Raw genomic sequence first — 18,996 nt, 5'->3', positions numbered from 1 at the left:
ATCCTAGCGAAAATTGTCATTCGGGTCACTGTCGCGCGGCGGCCGGAAAGCGAAGAATGCGGGCATCGCGGCTGCAATCGCCGGCCGCTCAACGCCAGCTTGAGGAGACCTGCCATGTCGACGCCCCGTCGCGCCGTGATCGTCATCGACGTCCAGAACGAATACGTCACGGGCGACCTGCCGATCGAATACCCCGACGTGCAGACATCGCTCGCGAACATCGGCCGCGCAATCGACGCGGCGCGCGCCGCGCGCATTCCCGTTGTCGTCGTGCAGAACCTGACGCCGCCCGGCGCGCCGATCTTCGCGCGCGGCAGCGACGGCGCGGAACTGCATCCCGTGGTGGCGTCGCGGGAACGCGATCACTTCATCGAGAAAGCGCTGCCGAGCGCGTTCACGAACACGGACCTCGCCGACTGGCTGGCCGCGCGCGACATCGACACGCTGACGGTGGTCGGCTACATGACGCACAACTGCGACGCATCGACGATCAATCACGCGCTGCACATGGGACTGGCCGTCGAGTTTCTGCACGACGCGACGGGCTCGGTGCCGTACGAGAATAGCGCGGGCTTCGCGAGCGCCGAGGAGATTCATCGCGTGTTAAGCGTCGTGTTGCAGTCGCGCTTCGCGGCGGTGGCGAGCACGCAGCAGTGGATCGCGGCCGTGGAGTCGGGCGGCCAGCTCGAGCGCGGTTCGATCTATGCGTCGAATCAGAAGGCGCGCGCGAGGGCGGTCGCCTGAACGAAGTCGAAGTGAACGTGAGCCGGTCAAAAGCGCGTGAGCCGGCTTTTTTGCGGCCAGTCAGAAGCGGTCCAGCCCATGCACGAACAGCCTGTTGACGGCGCCCGTCCTCAGGCGCCCAGCCGCAACGCCGGACTGCGCAGCCCGTCGATCATGCTTTCGACCATCTGCCGCGCGTAATGGCCGAAGTCCAGCGCTTCGGGCACGAACAGCATATCGCGCAGCGAGCCGCTGATGAACGCATGCACCATCGATGCGGCGACGGGAACGTTCATGTCCGCCGGCAGCTGCCCTTTGGAGATCGCGTTGCGCATCGCCACCTGCATGTTGGCGAGACCTTCGCGCATGTTGTTCTGATAGCGCGCCATTACGGGGCCCATTTCCTCGACGAACTCGCACTTGTGAAAGAGGATCTCGAACACGCGACGGCGATGCGGGTCGTTGGCCGTGTCGCGCAGGCACACGGTGCAGATGTCGATCAGGCGGCCGAGCGGATCGGCCTCGTTCGGGTCCACCGAGGCCGCCTTCAGTTCGACGAGCGGTAGCAGCACGCGGTCGAACATTTCCGTGAAGAGTTCGCCCTTGTTGGCGAAATGCCAGTAGATCGCCCCCCGCGTGACGCCCGCCGTCTGCGCGATGTCGGCCAGCGAAGTGCGCGACACGCCTTTCTCAAAAAAGACCTTTTCCGCGGCATCGAGGATGCGGGTGCGCGTCTCCTGCGCTTCTTCCTTGGTTCGACGGACCATTCGTGTGACCTGCGGGTGATTACGGGGTTTCCCTGACGTTTTTAAACGCGCGTGATAAAGATCATTTCCCATGCCGGTTATTGCCTGGTCGATCTTTCGGGAGAACGCCTTCTTTCGGGCTGAACGCTCTTTTACGTGCATTCATGAATGTATATATAATAGCACCCCATCGATCGGATAGCTCATGTCGGAGTGAACGGTTAATATCCGTCACTGTTGCCTTTTACAGGTGCCTTGCGCTGTCTCAATTATTGGGCGGCGCGGTGCTGCATTCCCGGTTTCGCGCATTTCGCAATGGGTGCACCCGCAGGAAGCGCATTCGTGAGCGTCCGGTCATGGCGTCGTCGTCGAGACGCCGATGTGCGCAGCCTTCTCCGGAGAGAGATGCACGCACTTTTTCCTTCTCAGTCTTTGACAGAGGTCGCTCCATGCGCGTCGAACGGATTCCATTCCGCTTACTCACTGCCGCGACGGCTGCCGTAATGCTGGCAGCGTGCGGACAAAAACAATCAGCACCTCCGCCACAAACTCCCGAAGTCGGCGTCGTCACGGTTCAGCCGCAGTCCGTGCCCGTCGTCACCGAGCTGCCGGGCCGCACCAGTGCATTCCTCGTCGCGCAGGTGCGCGCGCGTGTCGACGGCATCGTGCTGCGCCGCGAATTCACGGAAGGCACGCAGGTCAAGGCCGGCCAGCGTCTGTACAAGATCGATCCGGCGCCGTTCATCGCGTCGCTGAACAACGCAAAGGCGTCGCTCGCGAAGGCGCAGGCGAATCTCGCGTCGACGACCGCGCAGGCGAACCGCTACAAGGTGCTCGTCGCGGCGAACGCGGTGTCGAAGCAGGATTACGACAACGCCGTGGCCGCCGAAGGCCAGGCCGCTGCCGATGTCGCCGCAGGCAAGGCTGCCGTCGACACCGCGCAGATCAACCTCGGCTACACGGATGTCGTTTCGCCCGTGACGGGCCAGGTCGGCATCTCCCAGGTGACGCCGGGCGCGTACGTGCAGGCAAGTCAGGCGACGCTGATGTCGACGGTTCAGCAACTGGACCCGGTTTATGTCGACGTGACGCAATCGAGCCTCGCGGGCCTGAAGCTGCGCCGCGAAATCCAGCAGGGCCGTCTGAAGACCAGCGGTCCGAACGCCGCCAAGGTCGATCTGATTCTCGAAGACGGCCGTGTCTATTCGGAGAAGGGCAAGCTGCAGTTCACCGACGTGACGGTCGATCAGTCCACGGGCTCGGTGACGATCCGCGCGATCTTCCCGAACAAGGACCACGTGCTGCTGCCGGGCATGTTCGTGCGCGCGCGCATCGAAGAGGGCATGAACGACAACGCGCTGCTCGTCCCGCAAGTGGGCGTCACGCACGACCAGAAGGGCCAGCCAACGGCGCTCGTGCTCGACAAGGACGACAAGGTCGAGTTGCGCGTGCTGCAGACGTCGGCGACGTATGGCCAGTACTGGGTGGTCGATGGTGGCCTGAATGCGGGTGACCGCGTGATCGTGCAAGGCACCGACAAGGTCCGTCCGGGCGCACAGGCGAAGGGCGTGCCGGCGCAACTGCCCTCGGCACCCGCCGCCGCGTCGGACGCGGCAGCCGCTGGCGCGCAGAGCTCGCCGGCTGCGGGCGGCGCGCAGCCAGCCAGTGGCGCGGCTGCGGCCTCCGCTGCATCGGGCGCGTAATCAAAGGGAGCCTGTTTCATGGCAAAGTTTTTTATCGATCGCCCGATCTTTGCATGGGTGATCGCCATCATTCTGATGCTGGCGGGTCTGGCGTCGATCTTCACGCTGCCGGTCGCGCAATACCCGACGATTGCGCCGCCTGCCGTGCAGGTCAGCGCGACCTATCCGGGCGCATCGGCAAAAACGGTTGAAAACACCGTCACGCAGGTGATCGAGCAGCAGATGAGCGGCCTCGACCACCTGCTGTATCTGTCGTCGACTTCGGACGATTCGGGCACGGCGACCATCACGCTGACGTTCGCACCCGGGACGAACCCGGACATCGCGCAGGTGCAGGTGCAGAACAAGCTGCAGCTCGCGACGCCGCTCCTGCCGCAAGTGGTGCAGCAGCTCGGCACGAAGGTGACGAAGTCGAGCAGCAGCTTCCTGCTGGTGCTGGCGTTCGTGTCGACGGACGGCAGCATGAGCAAGTACGACCTCGCGAACTATGTCGCGTCGAACGTGCAGGACCCGGTGAGCCGTATCGACGGCGTGGGTACCGTCACGCTGTTCGGCTCGCAGTACGCGATGCGGATCTGGCTCGACGCGCACAAGCTGACTAACTTTGGGCTCACGCCCGTGGATGTCGAAACCGCGCTGCAGGCGCAGAACGTCCAGGTGGCGGGCGGCTCGCTCGGCGGCACGCCGTCGATTCCGGGCCAGCTGCTGCAGGCGACGATCACCGAGGCGACGCTGCTGAACACGCCCGAGCAGTTCGGCAACGTGTTGCTGAAGGTGAATCAGGACGGCTCGCAGGTCCGCATCAAGGACGTGGCGCGCATCGAACTGGGCGGCGAAAACTACAACTTCGACACCAAGTACAACGGCCAGCCGACGGCGGGCTTCGGTATCCAGCTGGCGACGGGCGCGAACGCGCTGGCGACGGCGAAGGCCGTGCGCGACAAGATCGACCAGCTGTCGAAGTACTTCCCGCACGGTCTCGTCGTGAAGTACCCGTACGACACGACGCCGTTCGTGCGCCTGTCGATCGAGGAAGTGGTCAAGACGCTCCTCGAAGGCATCGTGCTGGTGTTCCTCGTGATGTACCTGTTCCTGCAGAACCTGCGCGCGACGCTGATACCGACGATCGCGGTGCCCGTGGTGCTGCTCGGTACGTTCGCGATCATGAGCGCGGTGGGCTTCTCGATCAACGTGCTGTCGATGTTCGGTCTCGTGCTCGCAATCGGCCTGCTGGTGGACGACGCGATCGTGGTCGTGGAGAACGTCGAGCGGGTGATGTCGGAAGAAGGCTTGTCGCCGCGCGACGCAACCCGCAAGGCGATGGGCCAGATCACGGGCGCACTGGTCGGCGTGGCGCTCGTGCTCTCCGCCGTGTTCGTGCCCGTGGCGTTCTCGGGCGGCTCGGTCGGCGCGATCTACCGGCAGTTCTCGCTGACCATCGTGGCGGCGATGGTGCTGTCCGTGCTGGTCGCGCTCATTCTCACGCCGGCGCTGTGCGCGACGATCCTCAAGCCGATTCCGCAGGGCCATCACGAAGAGAAGAAGGGCTTCTTCGGCTGGTTCAACCGCACCTTCGACAAGAGCCGCGACAAGTACCACGCGGGCGTGCACCATGTGATCAAGCGCTCGGGCCGCTGGCTCATCATCTATCTGGTGGTGATCGTCGCCGTGGGTCTGCTGTTCGTGCGTCTGCCGAAGTCGTTCCTGCCCGACGAAGACCAGGGCACGATGTTCGTGCTGGTGCAGACGCCGTCGGGCTCGACGCAGGAAACCACGGCGCGCGCGCTGAAGGACATCTCCGACTATCTGCTGAACGACGAGAAGTCGATCGTCGAATCGACGTTCACGGTGAACGGCTTCAGCTTCGCGGGCCGTGGCCAGAACTCCGGTCTCGTGTTCGTGCGGATGAAGGATTATTCGGAGCGTCAGCATGCGGATCAGAAGGTGCAGGCGCTGGTCGGCCGGATGTTCATGCACTTCTCGACGTACAAGAACGCGACCGTGTACCCGGTGAATCCGCCGTCGATTCCCGAACTCGGCACGGCGTCGGGCTTCGACTTCGAGTTGCAGGATCGCGCGGGTCTCGGCCACGAAAAGCTGATGGCGGCGCGCAACCAGCTGCTCGGCATGGCCTCGAAGGACCCGACGCTCGCGCAGGTGCGTCCGAACGGGCTGAACGATACGCCGCAGTTCAAGGTGTCGATCGACCACGAGAAGGCGTCGGCGCTGGGCGTGAGCCTCGCGACGATCGACCAGACGTTCTCGATCGCATGGGCATCGCAGTTCGTCAACAACTTCCTCGATACGGACAGCCGGATCAAGAAGGTGTATCTGCAAGCCGACGCGCCCTTCCGCATGACGCCGGAGAACCTGAGCGACTGGTACGTGCGCAATACGTCGGGCGGGATAGTGCCGTTCACGGCGTTTGCAAGCGGCCAGTGGTCCTACGGTTCCCCGAAGCTCGAGCGCTATAACGGCATTTCGGCGATGGAAATCCAGGGTCAGGCGGCGCCGGGCAAGTCGACGGGCCAGGCGATGACGGCGATGGAAGCGCTGGCGGCGAAGTTGCCGACGGGTATCGGCTACGAATGGACAGGTCTGTCGTTCCAGGAACGCCAGTCCGGCTCGCAGGCGCCGATCCTGTACGGCATCTCGATCCTCGTCGTGTTCCTGTGTCTCGCGGCGCTGTATGAAAGCTGGTCGATTCCGTTCTCGGTGATCATGGTCGTGCCGCTCGGCGTGCTGGGCGCGCTGCTGGCCGCGACGCTGCGCGGACTGGAGAACGACGTGTTCTTCCAGGTCGGTCTGCTGACGACGGTGGGCCTGTCCGCGAAGAACGCGATTCTGATCGTGGAATTCGCGCGCGAGCTGCAGCAGGGCGAAGGCATGGGCCCGATCGAAGCGGCGCTCGAAGCGGCGCGTCTGCGGCTGCGTCCGATCCTGATGACGTCGCTCGCGTTCATTCTCGGCGTGCTGCCGCTCGCGATCAGTAACGGCGCGGGCTCGGCAAGCCAGCACGCGATCGGTACGGGCGTGATCGGCGGCATGCTGACGGCGACCTTCCTCGCGATTTTCATGATCCCGATGTTCTTCGTCGTGATTCGCGCGAAGTTCACCGGCGAGAAGGAAGACCCCGACGAGGCGCTGAAACACTACAACGAGCACCATCCGCATGACCCGCAGGGCGGCAGCGGTCCGGGCAACGCCAGCTGAGGACATTGAGATGCGTAAATATTCTTTGATGGCAGTGGCAGTCGCGCTCTTCGCCGCAGGCTGCACGATGGAGCCGAAGTACGAGCGGCCCGCCGCACCGGTGTCGGGCGCGTTCCCGAGTGACGGTGTCTACGCGACGCAGCCCGCGCCTGGCGCAGGCGCGCATTCGGCGAACGGCCAGGCGGCCGTCGAAATCGGCTGGCGCGATTTCTTCGTCGATCAGCGGCTGCAACAGCTGATCGATATCGCGCTGAAGAACAACCGCGATCTGCGCGTGTCGGTGCTGAACATCGAGGCTTCGCGCGCGCAGTATCAGATCGCGCGCGCGGCGCTGATGCCGACGATCGACGCCGTCGCGTCGCAGACGAAGCAGCGCACGCCGAAGGACCTGTCGTTCTTCGGCCGGACGATTTCCAACCAGTACTCGGTCGGTCTGAACGCATCGTGGGAAATCGACTTCTTCGGCCGCATCCGCAGCCTGAAGGACCAGGCGCTCGCGAAATATCTGGCGACGGCGCAGGCGCGCAAGGCCGCGGAGATCGCACTGGTCGCTTCTGTCGCGGATCAGTATCTGACGGTGCTCGCCTTTGACGATTCGTTGAGGGTCACGCAGGACACGCTCAAGACCGCGCAAGAGTCGTATCGCATCACGAAGCTGCAGTACGACACGGGCACAGGTTCTGAACTCGATCTGCGTCAGGCTGAGACAGTTGTCGAACAGGCGAATGCGAATCTTCAGTCACAAGCGCGTCTGCGGGCACAGGCTGAGAATGCGCTCGTGCTACTCATCGGCGAACCGTTGCCGACTGATATGCCGAGCGGACTTGCGCTCAACGACCAGGACCTGCTGACCGACATTCCCGCCGGTCTGCCGTCGGATCTGCTCACGCGCCGTCCCGACATCATGGAGGCCGAGCAGAACCTGCTGGCGGCCAACGCGAACATCGGCGCGGCGCGCGCAGCGTTCTTCCCGCGCGTTTCTCTGACAGGCAGCTTCGGCACGCTGAGCCCGACGCTCGGCGGACTGTTCAAGCCGGGTTCGGCGGCGTGGAGCTTCGCGCCGCAGATCACGTTGCCGATCTTCGAAGGCGGCCAGAACCGCGCAAACCTCGATCTCGCAAACGTCGAGAAGAACATCCAGATCGCGCAGTACGAGAAGACGATCCAGACGGCGTTCCGCGAAGTGGCCGACGGGCTCGCTGCGCGCGGCACGTACGATCAGCAGATCAAGGCGCTCGAACGCGACACGTTCGCGGAACAGCGTCGACTCGATCTGTCGGACCTGCGTTACCGGAACGGCGTCGACAGCTATCTCGCCGTGCTGACCGCGCAGACCGCCCTGTACGACGCGCAGCAGTTGCTGATCACGGCGCGCACGCAGCGTCTGACGAACCTCGTCGATCTGTACAAGGCGCTCGGCGGCGGCTGGATCGAGCACGCGGGCGAGCAGCCGCGTCCCGCCGACGCACCCGTCGACTACGGCGCGGCCAGCGCGCCCGTTGCAGCATCGGCTGCGACGTCGGGCTGAGCTTCTGGCTGGATCGACAGCACCCTTTCCTTGCTTCACGCAAAACGCCACGGCATGCCGTGGCGTTTTTTATTGTCGTCCTGCAAACCTCGTCCGGATGGCCAATTCAGGTCTCCAGATCGTTCATGCGCGTCGCGAGCCGCTAGTATCGGCATCTGATGGACGGAAATTGATCGTTCATTGGTTGTCACTTGACAACCTCGTGGCGGAAGCTATAGACTGGAGTCGTTCATGAATCGTCGAACTCATTCGAAGAAGGAAGTCGAGTCAGCACTCGGCTATGCAGAAGAAAACGGCTGGCGCGTCGTGCCAGGCACGGGCTGCGGGCATGCCTGGGGGCGAATGTATTGCCCCTACAACGACACCGATTGTCGATGTGGCGAGTTTTGCATCACCAGCATCTGGTGCACGCCGCGCAATGCAGTCAGTCACGCCAGAACCTTGCGCCGCATCGTGGAGAATTGCGCGCCGCATCGGCACAAGGTCATTTCTCTGCGCGTGATTGCCGAAGCGAAAAGGCGAGCGCGGGCGCAACAGCAGCACGGGCAGCAAGAAGAGCAACAGGAGTAGCAACCAGGGAAGGACAAGGAGCAAACATGGAATACACCTTCACACTGAAGTACCGTCTGAGCGCGGAAGACTGCGATCACGACGAGATCGTCGAGCGTCTCGCGCAGCAAGGTTGCGACGATGCAACCGTGGGTGTCGGTCAGCCTGGGCGCCTTGCGCTCGCGTTTGCTCGCGAGGCGAAAAGCGCGACGCATGCGCTCGTCAGCGCGCTGAAGGACGTGCGCCGCGCGGTGTCGACGGCACAGTTGGTCGAGGCCGCACCGGATTTCGTCGGACTGACGGATGTTGCGGAAGTGGCGGGCGTGTCGCGCCAGAACATGCGCAAGCTGATGCAATCGCATGCCACGGAATTTCCCGCGCCCGTTCATGAGGGCAGCACGTCGCTGTGGCATCTGTCGGACGTGCTCGAATGGATGCACGATCGCGGCGGCTATGACATCGCACCTGAGGTCTTCGAAGTGGCGAGATCGGCGAAGCAGATCAATCTGATGAAGGAGGCTCGCGATCTTGAGCCGAAGGTGACGCGACACTTCAACAACCTGGTCGCTTGAGGCGGGACGAAGGCGGCTGTTCTGCCGTTTGCGTGCGCACGACCGTAGTCATGCGCACGCGTAAGGCGGTAGTTGCCGCCTGGCGCCTGGTGCAGCGTTTGGCGCGAGGCTTAGTGCATGTCGGCGGCGCGCAGCATTTCGTCGCCGGCGATGGTGTCGTCGTTGCCGCTGCGTCCGTCGAAGTCATGACCGGCGCGGCGAATATCGCGCTTCGCTGCGCGTTCGCCCTTCACGCCGTTGAAGATCAGGTTCAGCACGACAGCCGAAACGGATGCCAGCAGAATCCCGCTGTGCAACAGCGGCGAGAGTGCGGGCGGCAGCTTCGAGAAGAAGTTCGGCGAGACCACGGGCACGAGGCCAAGACCGATGCTCACGGCGACGATAAAGAGGTTGTGATGGTTCTTCACGAAGTCGACTTTCGACAGCACTTTGATGCCGTTGGCCGCCACCATGCCGAACATCACGATGCCCGCGCCGCCCAGCACGAAGGCGGGCACCGATGCGACCACCTGCGCCATCTTCGGGAACAGGCCGAGCAGCACGAGGATCACGCCGCCCATCGCGCAGACGAAGCGGCTCTTGATGCCCGTCACGCCGATCAGGCCGACATTCTGCGAGAACGATGTATGAGGGAAGGAGTTGAAGATGCCGCCGATCAGCGTGCCGAGACCGTCCACACGCAGACCCCGCACGAGTGTCTTCTGGTCGACGGGGCGGTCCACCATGTCGCCGACGGCGAGGAACATCCCCGTCGATTCGATGAACGTGACGAACATCACTGTGACCATGGTCGCGATGGAGAGCGGATCGAAGTGCGGCAGGCCGAAATGGAACGGCATCACGAAGCCGACCCACGGCGCGTTCGTCACGCCATCCATGTTCACGCGACCCAGCAGCGCGGCAATGACGAAGCCCACCACGATGCCGAGCAGCACCGAAATATTCGCGATGAAGCGCTTGCCGAACTTGTTGATCAAAAGGATCAGCGTGAGCACGACGAGCGACAGTCCGAGGTAGACCGGGTTGCCGTAATCCGGATTACCGACTCCGCCTGCCGCCCAGTTGATGCCGACTTCCATCAGCGAAAGACCGATCACCGAGATCACCACGCCGACCACGACGGGAGGGAAAAAGCGCAGCAGCTTGCCGATCATCGGCGCGGCGACGATGCCGATCACGCCGGCCGCGATCGTCGAGCCGAAGATGTCGAGGATGCCCAGGTTCGGGTTCGTGCCGATCGCGACCATCGGACCGACTGCGGCGAACGTGCAGCCCATGATGACGGGCAGCCGGATGCCGAAGATCCACAGGCCGAGCGTCTGGATCAGCGTGGCGATGCCGCAGGAAAAGAGGTCGGCGCTGATGAGAAAGGCGATTTGCTCTTTCGGCAGCTTGAGTGCACTGCCGATGATCAACGGCACGGCGACGGCGCCTGCGTACATCACCAGCACGTGCTGGATGCCGAGCGTCAGCAACTGGCCGAAGGGCAGTCGCTCGTCGCACGGATGAACCGTGTTCGAGTGCATCTTGTCTCTCTCCACATCTGTTTTGGGATGACTCCAAGGTATGCGGGACGAAAAAACGCGACAAGACCACGTCGTTCTATTTCAACCTTTGCTGCGACGATATGCGTGAACCGGATTTGGAACCCACGTCCTATGCGGAATCGGAAGAATTTGCCCGCAGCCCTTGTGGCGTGGTGGCGTGCGGGATTTTCATCAACGGAGCGCTCAATGGTGACGTATCGGCGGCCATATGATGTGTATTGCGGTTCGCACATAATGCGTTTTTGGGCCGCGTTCTGTCTGGGGCGGGTTAACCCGCGCGGACGGCCGTTGCGCATGGAAATGCGCCGTTCGCAACCTGTCCCGTTTCGACGCAAGCTGTTCCATCTCGACGGAGCGCAGCGTGCCCCGGAAGCGCACGATTATCTTCAACACCCCCTTTCAAACCGCATTTAACCCATCGAATTCATGTCCTTTCTTGGCATCGACCTCGGTACAGGTTCACTGAAACTCGCGATCATCGACGAGGAAGGCCGCGAGCAATGCGCGGCGAGCGTCGCGTATTCGATCGACACGCCGCAGCCGGGCTGGGCGGAAATCGATCCGGAGGTCTGGTGGCGCGCGCTGCGCGAAGCGGCTTCGCGCCTGCCGCAGGCCCAACGCAGCGCTGTTCGGGCGGTCGGCTTTTCCGGTCAGATGCACGGCGTCGTGCTGAGCGACGCGCAAGGCAACGCCGTGCGGCCCGCGATGCTCTGGCCCGATACACGCGCGTTGCCATTGCTCGACGCATGGCCCGCGCCGCAGCCGAACCCCGTCGCGCCGGGCATGGCAGGCCCGCTGCTGCGATGGATCGCGCTGCACGAGCCGCAGTCCATGCGAGCGGCCCGCTGGGCCTTGCAACCGAAAGACTGGCTGCGCTTCAGGCTGGGCGGTGCGATTGCAACCGATCCTTCCGATGCGTGCGCGACCGCGCTCGCCGATCCAGCCGGCGTATGGGATCGTGTCTTGCTGGAGCGTCTCGGATTGCCTCGCGACTGGTTCGCGCCGCTCGCTGCGTCGTATGCGGCGAGTGGCTCGCTGTCCGACGACGCGGCGCATCTGCTCGGCTTGCGCGCTGGCATCATGCTTGCCACAGGTGCTGGCGACACGCCCTGCGCCGCGCTCGGCAGTGGCCTCGCGAACGACGGCGACGCGCTGCTCACCACGGGCACGGGCGGACAAATTGTCGTGCTCACGACGAAAGAGCCGAACGAGGCACAGGGTCTGCATCGCTATCGGGCCGCGACCGACCACTGGTATCGGATGGCCGCGATGCAGAACGTCGGCGTCGCGCTCGAAGCGGTACGAGGTTGGCTGTCTTACGAATGGTCTGAAGCATATCGCGATGCGTTCGATTCCGATCCTGCGTCGGGCATAACGTTCTTGCCTTATCTGACGGGCGAGCGCACGCCCTGGCTTAATCCCTCGGCGCGCGGCGGCTGGCTCGGGCTCGCGCTGGGCGCGTCGCGTGGCGCGATGATGCGGGCTGCATTCGAAGGCGTTGCGTTTTCGTTGCGCGCGGGGCTCGACGCGATCAGGCAAAGCGGCGCTCAAGTGTCGGCGTTGCGTCTCGCGGGTGGCGGTTCTGTCGATGCGCGCTGGCGCCAGTTGCTCGCCGACGCGCTCGAAGTGGAACTGCATGCCGTCGATTGTCCCAACGCGGCGGCGCGCGGCGCGGCGATGCTCGGCGCAATCGCGTGCGGCCATTGGCATGCAAGCGATCTGGCTGCGCTCGCGCCCGCTGCGACACGCGTCGCTGGACCGCAAAACGATACGGCGCTTGCGGCGCGGTATGCGCGCCTTATCGATCTGTACGGCCGCGTTGAAGGCTGGTTCGCGCTGCCATCCGCCTGAAGCGCGCGCCACGCGTCGCATGACGACAAGCGCGCGACGCGGCATGCCATGGGCGCGTCGCGATTGTCGGCGATGATGTCCGAAGCGCGGCGCGCGAACATGCGAGACAATCCGGGCCGCAATCGTTCACGGCAGTCGGGAACAGATTCAGGGAACAGCTTAGCGAACCACAGGAGAGCATTCACGATGAAGACGAAAGCAGCAATCGCATGGAAAGCCGGCGCACCGTTGACGATCGAAGAAGTCGACCTCGAAGGGCCGCGTGCCGGTGAAGTGCTGATCGAAGTGAAGGCGACGGGCATCTGCCACACCGACTACTACACGCTGTCGGGCGCAGATCCCGAGGGCATCTTCCCGGCCATTCTCGGTCACGAAGGCGCGGGCGTCGTCGTCGATGTGGGGCCGGGCGTCGGCACGCTGAAGAAGGGCGATCACGTGATCCCCCTCTACACGCCCGAGTGCCGCCAGTGCAAGTTCTGCCTGTCGCGCAAGACGAACCTGTGCCAGGCGATCCGCTCGACACAGGGCAAGGGCCTGATGCCCGATTCGACGTCGCGCTTCTCGCTCGACGGCAAGCCGCTCTTTCACTACATGGGCACGTCGACGTTCTCGAACTACATCGTCGTGCCGGAGATCGCCGTCGCGAAGATCCGCGAGGACGCGCCGTTCGACAAGGTCTGCTACATCGGCTGCGGCGTGACGACGGGCGTCGGCGCTGTGGTCTATTCGGCGAAGGTCGAGGCGGGCGCGAATGTGGTCGTGTTCGGTCTGGGCGGGATCGGCCTCAATGTGATCCAGGGCGCGAAGATGGTCGGTGCGGACAGGATCATCGGTGTCGACATCAACCCGGGCCGCGTCGAACTGGCGAAGAAGTTCGGCATGACGCACTTCATCAACCCGAAGGAAGTCGAGAACGTCGTCGACCATATCGTGCAGCTCACCGATGGCGGCGCGGACTATTCGTTCGAATGCGTCGGCAATACGACGCTGATGCGCCAGGCGCTCGAATGCACGCACAAGGGCTGGGGCCAGTCGTTCATCATCGGCGTGGCGGCGGCGGGCGAGGAGATCAGCACGCGGCCGTTCCAGCTGGTGACGGGCCGTCAGTGGAAGGGCTCGGCGTTCGGCGGCGCGCGCGGCCGCACCGACGTGCCGAAGATCGTCGACTGGTACATGGAAGGCAAGATCAACATCGACGATCTGATCACGCACCACCTGAAGCTCGACCAGATCAACGAAGGCTTCGATCTGATGAAGAAGGGCGAGTCGATCCGCTCGGTGGTCATCTACTAAGGAGCGCGCGATGCTCGAACTGATCGAATCGCATGCGTCGTTCGGCGGGACGCAGCGTATCTACCGGCATGAGTCGAAGACGATCGGGCTGCCGATGCGCTTCTCGGTCTTCATGCCGAACGAGGCGTTGCAGCGGAAGGTGCCGGCGCTGTTCTATCTCGCCGGCCTGACCTGTACCGAAGAGACGTTCCCGATCAAGGCGGGCGCGCAGCGCTTCGCCGCGCGGCATGGCATCGCGCTGATCGCGCCCGATACGAGTCCGCGTGGCGCGGGCGTGCCGGGCGAGAGCGCGTCGTGGGACTTCGGCGTCGGCGCGGGCTTCTATGTCGACGCGACGCAGGAGCCATGGTCGAAGCACTATCGGATGTACTCGTATGTGCGGGACGAACTGCGCGAAACGGTCTTGAGCGAGTTGCCGGTTGATGGTGAAAGACTCGGCATCTTCGGTCACTCGATGGGCGGGCACGGCGCGCTGATGCTCGCGCTGCGCAATCCGGACATCTATCGGTCGGTGTCGGCGTTCGCGCCGATCGCCGCGCCGATGCGCTGTCCGTGGGGCGAGAAGGCCTTCAGCGGCTATCTCGGCGCGGATCGCGAGGCATGGAAGCAGTACGACGCAAGCGAGCTGGTCGGCAAGGCGACACGCAAGTTCACGGAAGGGATTCTGGTCGATCAGGGGCTCGCCGATCAGTTTCTCGCCGAGCAGCTCAACCCCGATGTGTTCGAGGCCGCCTGCAACGCAGCGGGGCGGCCGCTCACGCTGCGCCGGCATGAAGGCTACGACCACGGCTACTTCTTCATCTCGACGTTCATGGAGGATCATCTCGCGCATCACGCGAAGGTGTTGCTCGGCTAATCGTCAATGCGTCGAGGCCGCTGGTGCCTGAAGCAAAACGGGGTGGCTCGCAAGCCACCCCGTTTTTTATCGGCGCACATGTTGCGCCATCAGGCTCGCGCCGTACACCAGCGCCGCGAGCAACGTGATCCAGAAGCTCGTCGGCCAGTCGGTGTAGAACGCGAGCGTCACGCCGATCCATGCCTGCGCGAGCGCGAGCAGTGCAGCGACGACGAGCCCGACGGAAAGACGCGTCGACAGGTTTTGCGCTGCCGCCGCCGGTCCGACCATCAGCGTGAACACGAGCAGCACGCCGACAATCTGCGTGCATGCGGCCACCGCGAGCGCGGCGATCGCCAGAAACAGCACCGACACGAGCCGAAGCGACACACCTTTCGCTTCCGCCAGTTCCGGCTGCAACGATGCGAACAGCAAAGGCCGCATGATCGCCGCCAACGCAAGCAGGCTGACGACGCCGAGCGCGGCGAGCACCGCGAGCGTCGCCGAACTGACGCCGAGCACGTTGCCGAACAGCAAGGCCGTCACCTGCGTCGCGTACGCGGTGAAGAAGTGCAGAAACAGCAAACCGAAGCCCAGCGCGAGCGACAGGATCACGCCGATCGCCACATCGCGGCCCGCGAGCTTTTCGCCAAGCGCGCCCATGCCGACGCCTGCCGCAAGCGTGAAGCCGATCATCCCCCAGATCGGCGAAATGCCGATCAGCACGGCGCCCGTCGCGCCCGTGAAGCCGACGTGCGACAGTGCGTGTCCCGCGAAGGTCTGCCCGCGCATCACGAGGAAGTAGCCGACGATGCCTGACAGCACCGCGACAATCCCCGACGCCGCGAAGGCGTTCACCATGAAATCGTATTCAAACATCGTGCGTGTGTCCGTCGCGTGAGGCGTGATGGTGCGCATGTCCGTGGCCGTGCGCGTGGCCATGCGAATGCCCGTGGCCGTGCGCGTGGCCATGCGAATGCCCGTGGCTGTGCGGCTCGCCATGATGATGGTCGTCGTCTTCGTGCTCGTGATCGTGCTTCTCGACTTCGACATCGCCCGACATCACGAAGATGCGGCCGTTCACGCGCATCACTTCGATGGTCGAGCCATAAAGGCGCGAGAGCACCGGCTTCGTGATCACTTCATCGACAGTGCCAAGCGCGGCGACGCCGTTGCCGAGATACAGCACGCGATCGAGCGCATGCAGCAGCGGATTGAGCTCATGCGCGGAGAACAGCACGGCGATGCCGAGCTCCTGCTGCACGCGTTTCACCAGCTCGACGACCGCCTTCTGGTGATGCGGATCGAGGCTGATCAGCGGCTCGTCGAGCAGCAGCAGGCGCGGATTGCCGAGCAGACATTGCGCGAGCAGCAGCCGTTGCCGCTCTCCGCCCGACAGCTCAGACAACGGCCGCGCAGCCAGCGCGCTGCCGCCGACCAGCTCCAGCACCCGATCGACATCGGCGCGTGTTTTGGCATCGGCGTGGGGCAGACCCCAGCGATGCCCGTCGGCCGCCATCGCGACGAAATCGCGTCCGCGCACGCGCCGGCCGGCGAGCGCGCTGCGCGTCTGCGGCATGTAGCCGATCGACGGATTGCCGCGCACCACGGGCTCGCCGAGCACGCGCATCGTGCCGCTTGCAGCGGGGACGAGTCCGAGCACCGAGCGCATCAGCGTCGTCTTGCCCGCGCCGTTCGGCCCGAGCACGCCGATGAACTCGCCCTGGTTGATCGTGAAGCTGGTGTCGCGCAGGATCTTGCGGTCGCCGAGTTCGAGCGTCACGCGATCCAGTTCGAGCACGGGCGCGTTGCCAGGCGATGCCGCGCGGCGAGGCATGTTCATGGAGTCTTTCCTTGGTTCGCGCCGCCGCCGTTGCCTGCGGCGAGCGCGTTTCCGAGCGTATCGAGTTGCGCCAGCATCCATTGCTGGAAGGTCTTGCCGGCGGGTTGCGTCTCGGTGACGCTGACGGTCGGCACGTGCGATTGCTGCGCGAGTTTCAGCATGCGTTTCGTGAGGGCTTCCGTTGCCTGGCCGTTGTAGATCAGAACGCGCACGCGTCGCTCGCGAAGATCGCGTTCGAATGCGGCGATGTCCGATGCACTCGCTTCCGTGTCGTTCATCGCGGCAAGCTGAAAGCGCTGGTTACGCATATCGAGTCCGATCGCATCGGACATGTAGCCGAACACCGGTTCGGTCGCCGTCACGCTCGCATGCGCGTACTGGCTGCGCAGCGCGGCGATCTTGTCGTTCATCGGCTTGAGCGAGTCGAGAAACTTCGCGAGGTTCGCATCGTACACGGCCCTGTGCGACGGATCGGCTGCTGCCAGCGCCGCGCTCACCGCGCGGGCGACGGCGGGCATCGTCGGCGGGTCGTACCACAGGTGCGGATTGTCACCGCTCTTCTTGCCGATGAGATCGGCCGCGACGATCACCTTGCGCTTGTCGCTCTTCGACGCGTTCAGCAGCTTCGTCATCCACGGATCGTAATCGGCGCCGTTGTAGACGACAAGGCTCGCGCGCTGCAACGCGCGCGCCGTCTTCGGGCTCGCTTCGAACAGATGCGGGTCCTGGTCGGGATTGCTCAGGATGCTCGTCACGTCGACGCGGTCGCCTCCCAGTTGCTGCACGACATCGCCATAAAAATTCTCCGCGGCGACCACGGGAATCTTCGCATCCTGAGCATGCGCGGCATGAGTAAATGCGACGGCCATCAGCGTCGAAACGGCGGCTCGCGTCAGAAACTTCCACATCGGGTTGTTCTTCTTCATATCGGATTGACCTGCGGCTTGAGAGGCGTCGGGTTGAACGAAAGGGGCAGATGTCATGGATGAGCGTGCTTGCACGCCGCGCACAGCCCGCTCAGCTCGACGACCTGGTGATGCACTTCGAAACCGGGTGCGCTGTGCGACAACTGCGCGGCCACTCCGTCGCCGGGAACCTCGACCGTTTCGCCGCACGCTTCGCACATCAGGAACTGGCTCTGATGCGGCTCGCCCATCTGGCAGCACGCGAAAAACGCATTCTTCGATTCGATCCGATGCACGAAGCCATGCTCGACGAGAAACTCGAGCACACGATAGACCGTGGTCGGCGGCACGCGGCCGCGCTGTGGTTCGAGCGCGGCGAGCAGGTCGTATGCGCCGACGGGGCGCTCGCTCTGCGCGATCAGCGTATAGACCTGGCGGCGCAGCGTCGTCAGCGCGAGGCCGCGCTCGGACGCGAGCGCATCGGCGCGCGCCAGCTTGCGAGCGAGCTTGTCTGCGGACGGCGCGGCCTGATCGCCGGGACGGGCAGCGTCATGAAAAGCGTGAGCATCGGATGAGCGGGCCATGCCACCACCTCCGGGCAACATCGGAATGGACGAAGGCGCAATGATATAACGTATCTCGAAAAATTGTCATTGCCCGTTGCAAAGTCATCGCCGATTCTTAGAAAGGAGCGCTGTATCGGAAGCCTTTTGACGCTGCCGCGCTGCACCATCGAAATTGCGCGACGCGCCTTGACATCACCGGACGTGTATCCGATCATTCGATCACAACGAGAGCAATTGCTCGGATAGCGAGCGTTCGCTCATGCTGATTCGAAGAAGCAAACGAACCGGAGACAGGTTGTGACAGCCCGACTGCAAGGCAAAGTGGCGATTCTGACGGGCGCAGCGAGCGGTATCGGCGAGGCGGTGGCCCGCCGGTATCTCGAGGAGGGAGCGCGCTGCGTGCTGGTGGACGTGAAGCCGGCTGGCGAATTTGCGCACGCGCTGCGCGAAACGGAAGCCGAGCGCGTGCTGACGATCAGCGCGGACGTGACACGCCGTGAAGACATCGCGCGCATCGTCGACGGGACGGTGCAGCGCTTCGGCCAGATCGACATTCTCTTCAACAACGCGGCGCTGTTCGATATGCGTCCGCTGCTCGACGAATCCTGGGACATCTTCGACAAGCTCTTCGCGGTCAACGTGAAGGGCATGTTCTTCCTGATGCAGGCCGTCGCGCAGCGCATGGTCGAGCAAAGACACGGCGGCAAGATCATCAACATGTCGTCGCAGGCGGGCCGCCGCGGCGAGGCGCTCGTGTCGCACTACTGCGCGACCAAGGCGGCCGTGCTGAGCTATACGCAATCGGCCGCCTTGGCCCTCGCGCCTCACAAGATCAACGTGAACGGCATCGCCCCGGGCGTCGTCGATACGCCGATGTGGGATCAGGTCGATGCCCTTTTCGCGCGTTACGAGAACCGGCCGCTCGGCGAGAAGAAGCGTCTCGTCGGTGAAGCGGTGCCACTGGGCAGGATGGGGCTGCCCGCGGATCTGACGGGGGCGGCGCTGTTCCTCGCGTCTTCGGATGCGGATTACATCACCGCGCAAACCCTGAACGTCGACGGCGGCAACTGGATGAGCTGACCGTCATTCATTCACCGGCATCCAATTTCCGGCGTCCTGCGC

General features: G+C 64.0%; 16 protein-coding genes. 10 read left to right on the top strand and 6 right to left on the bottom strand.

Annotated elements, in window-relative coordinates:
- Positions 1-114 precede the first annotated feature (114 nt).
- The gene (locus tag BN2476_RS34935) at positions 115-744 is read left to right on the top strand and encodes a cysteine hydrolase family protein (RefSeq protein WP_087738762.1); all 630 of its coding nucleotides are present in this window, start codon (positions 115-117) and stop codon (positions 742-744) included.
- A 110-nt stretch (positions 745-854) separates the two neighbouring features.
- On the opposite strand, the gene BN2476_RS34930 is transcribed toward BN2476_RS34935, so the two are convergent.
- Entirely contained in the window at positions 855-1,490 is a 636-nt protein-coding gene (locus BN2476_RS34930; protein WP_087738761.1) for a TetR family transcriptional regulator, read from the bottom strand.
- Between the two features lie 428 nt (positions 1,491-1,918).
- Here BN2476_RS34930 and BN2476_RS34925 point away from each other — a divergent pair, with 428 nt between their 5' ends.
- From BN2476_RS34925 to BN2476_RS34905, 5 genes are all read left to right on the top strand, one after another.
- Entirely contained in the window at positions 1,919-3,172 is a 1,254-nt protein-coding gene (locus BN2476_RS34925; protein ID WP_087738760.1) for an efflux RND transporter periplasmic adaptor subunit, read from the top strand.
- Positions 3,173-3,190: 18 nt separating this feature from the next.
- Positions 3,191-6,385 (top strand): efflux RND transporter permease subunit, encoded by a 3,195-nt coding sequence (locus tag BN2476_RS34920; RefSeq protein ID WP_087738759.1) that lies wholly within the window; start codon positions 3,191-3,193, stop codon positions 6,383-6,385.
- Between the two features lie 10 nt (positions 6,386-6,395).
- On the top strand, positions 6,396-7,913 hold the full coding sequence (locus BN2476_RS34915; protein ID WP_087738758.1) for an efflux transporter outer membrane subunit: 1,518 nt from the start codon (positions 6,396-6,398) through the stop codon (positions 7,911-7,913).
- A 231-nt stretch (positions 7,914-8,144) separates the two neighbouring features.
- The gene (locus tag BN2476_RS34910) at positions 8,145-8,483 is read left to right on the top strand and encodes a hypothetical protein (RefSeq protein WP_087738757.1); all 339 of its coding nucleotides are present in this window, start codon (positions 8,145-8,147) and stop codon (positions 8,481-8,483) included.
- Between the two features lie 26 nt (positions 8,484-8,509).
- Positions 8,510-9,034 (top strand): helix-turn-helix transcriptional regulator, encoded by a 525-nt coding sequence (locus tag BN2476_RS34905; RefSeq protein WP_087738756.1) that lies wholly within the window; start codon positions 8,510-8,512, stop codon positions 9,032-9,034.
- Between the two features lie 110 nt (positions 9,035-9,144).
- Here the strand turns inward: BN2476_RS34905 and BN2476_RS34900 are convergent, their stop codons facing one another.
- Complete coding sequence (locus tag BN2476_RS34900) at positions 9,145-10,560, bottom strand: nucleobase:cation symporter-2 family protein (RefSeq protein ID WP_087738814.1); 1,416 nt, start codon at positions 10,558-10,560, stop codon at positions 9,145-9,147.
- Between the two features lie 447 nt (positions 10,561-11,007).
- On the opposite strand from BN2476_RS34900, the gene BN2476_RS34895 reads away from it, so the two are divergent.
- The 3 genes from BN2476_RS34895 to fghA all read left to right on the top strand — a co-directional run bounded on the left by BN2476_RS34895 (position 11,008) and on the right by fghA (position 14,581).
- Positions 11,008-12,432, top strand: coding sequence for a xylulokinase (locus tag BN2476_RS34895; RefSeq protein ID WP_087738755.1), 1,425 nt, complete (start codon positions 11,008-11,010; stop codon positions 12,430-12,432).
- Between the two features lie 186 nt (positions 12,433-12,618).
- On the top strand, positions 12,619-13,725 hold the full coding sequence (locus tag BN2476_RS34890) for an S-(hydroxymethyl)glutathione dehydrogenase/class III alcohol dehydrogenase (RefSeq protein WP_087738754.1): 1,107 nt from the start codon (positions 12,619-12,621) through the stop codon (positions 13,723-13,725).
- A gap of 10 nt (positions 13,726-13,735) precedes the next feature.
- On the top strand, positions 13,736-14,581 hold the full coding sequence (gene fghA, locus BN2476_RS34885; protein ID WP_087738753.1) for an S-formylglutathione hydrolase: 846 nt from the start codon (positions 13,736-13,738) through the stop codon (positions 14,579-14,581).
- 66 nt (positions 14,582-14,647) lie between these two features.
- Here the strand turns inward: fghA and BN2476_RS34880 are convergent, their stop codons facing one another.
- Genes BN2476_RS34880 through BN2476_RS34865 form a run of 4 tightly spaced genes read right to left on the bottom strand, consistent with a single transcriptional unit; the run spans position 14,648 to position 17,892 of the window.
- On the bottom strand, positions 14,648-15,439 hold the full coding sequence (locus BN2476_RS34880) for a metal ABC transporter permease (RefSeq protein ID WP_087738813.1): 792 nt from the start codon (positions 15,437-15,439) through the stop codon (positions 14,648-14,650).
- Entirely contained in the window at positions 15,432-16,403 is a 972-nt protein-coding gene (locus tag BN2476_RS34875; RefSeq protein WP_087738752.1) for an ABC transporter ATP-binding protein, read from the bottom strand. The genes BN2476_RS34880 and BN2476_RS34875 overlap by 8 nt, the downstream gene beginning before the upstream one ends.
- Positions 16,400-17,329 (bottom strand): metal ABC transporter solute-binding protein, encoded by a 930-nt coding sequence (locus BN2476_RS34870; RefSeq protein ID WP_087738751.1) that lies wholly within the window; start codon positions 17,327-17,329, stop codon positions 16,400-16,402. Before BN2476_RS34870 ends, BN2476_RS34875 begins: the two co-directional genes overlap by 4 nt.
- Positions 17,330-17,382: 53 nt before the next feature.
- A complete protein-coding gene (locus BN2476_RS34865; protein ID WP_087738750.1) occupies positions 17,383-17,892 on the bottom strand; it encodes a Fur family transcriptional regulator in 510 nt (169 codons plus the stop codon).
- Between the two features lie 279 nt (positions 17,893-18,171).
- On the opposite strand from BN2476_RS34865, the gene BN2476_RS34860 reads away from it, so the two are divergent.
- Positions 18,172-18,954 (top strand): L-iditol 2-dehydrogenase, encoded by a 783-nt coding sequence (locus tag BN2476_RS34860; protein WP_087738749.1) that lies wholly within the window; start codon positions 18,172-18,174, stop codon positions 18,952-18,954.
- The last annotated feature ends 42 nt before the right edge of the window (positions 18,955-18,996 follow it).

The organism is Paraburkholderia piptadeniae (assembly GCF_900007165.1).
GTDB lineage: Bacteria > Pseudomonadota > Gammaproteobacteria > Burkholderiales > Burkholderiaceae > Paraburkholderia > Paraburkholderia piptadeniae.
Note: the sequence above shows the minus strand (reverse complement) of the source record. Positions and strands in the feature narration are given on the sequence as shown.

Excerpts from the sequence above, each read along its gene's own strand:
- BN2476_RS34935 (WP_087738762.1), top strand. The coding sequence starts at position 115 with ATGTCGACGCCCCGTCGCGCCGTGATCGTCATCGACGTCCAGAACGAA.
- BN2476_RS34930 (WP_087738761.1), bottom strand. The coding sequence starts at position 1,490 with ATGGTCCGTCGAACCAAGGAAGAAGCGCAGGAGACGCGCACCCGCATC.
- BN2476_RS34925 (WP_087738760.1), top strand. The coding sequence starts at position 1,919 with ATGCGCGTCGAACGGATTCCATTCCGCTTACTCACTGCCGCGACGGCT.
- BN2476_RS34920 (WP_087738759.1), top strand. The coding sequence starts at position 3,191 with ATGGCAAAGTTTTTTATCGATCGCCCGATCTTTGCATGGGTGATCGCC.
- BN2476_RS34915 (WP_087738758.1), top strand. The coding sequence starts at position 6,396 with ATGCGTAAATATTCTTTGATGGCAGTGGCAGTCGCGCTCTTCGCCGCA.
- BN2476_RS34910 (WP_087738757.1), top strand. The coding sequence starts at position 8,145 with ATGAATCGTCGAACTCATTCGAAGAAGGAAGTCGAGTCAGCACTCGGC.
- BN2476_RS34905 (WP_087738756.1), top strand. The coding sequence starts at position 8,510 with ATGGAATACACCTTCACACTGAAGTACCGTCTGAGCGCGGAAGACTGC.
- BN2476_RS34900 (WP_087738814.1), bottom strand. The coding sequence starts at position 10,560 with ATGCACTCGAACACGGTTCATCCGTGCGACGAGCGACTGCCCTTCGGC.
- BN2476_RS34895 (WP_087738755.1), top strand. The coding sequence starts at position 11,008 with ATGTCCTTTCTTGGCATCGACCTCGGTACAGGTTCACTGAAACTCGCG.
- BN2476_RS34890 (WP_087738754.1), top strand. The coding sequence starts at position 12,619 with ATGAAGACGAAAGCAGCAATCGCATGGAAAGCCGGCGCACCGTTGACG.
- fghA (WP_087738753.1), top strand. The coding sequence starts at position 13,736 with ATGCTCGAACTGATCGAATCGCATGCGTCGTTCGGCGGGACGCAGCGT.
- BN2476_RS34880 (WP_087738813.1), bottom strand. The coding sequence starts at position 15,439 with ATGTTTGAATACGATTTCATGGTGAACGCCTTCGCGGCGTCGGGGATT.
- BN2476_RS34875 (WP_087738752.1), bottom strand. The coding sequence starts at position 16,403 with ATGAACATGCCTCGCCGCGCGGCATCGCCTGGCAACGCGCCCGTGCTC.
- BN2476_RS34870 (WP_087738751.1), bottom strand. The coding sequence starts at position 17,329 with ATGAAGAAGAACAACCCGATGTGGAAGTTTCTGACGCGAGCCGCCGTT.
- BN2476_RS34865 (WP_087738750.1), bottom strand. The coding sequence starts at position 17,892 with ATGGCCCGCTCATCCGATGCTCACGCTTTTCATGACGCTGCCCGTCCC.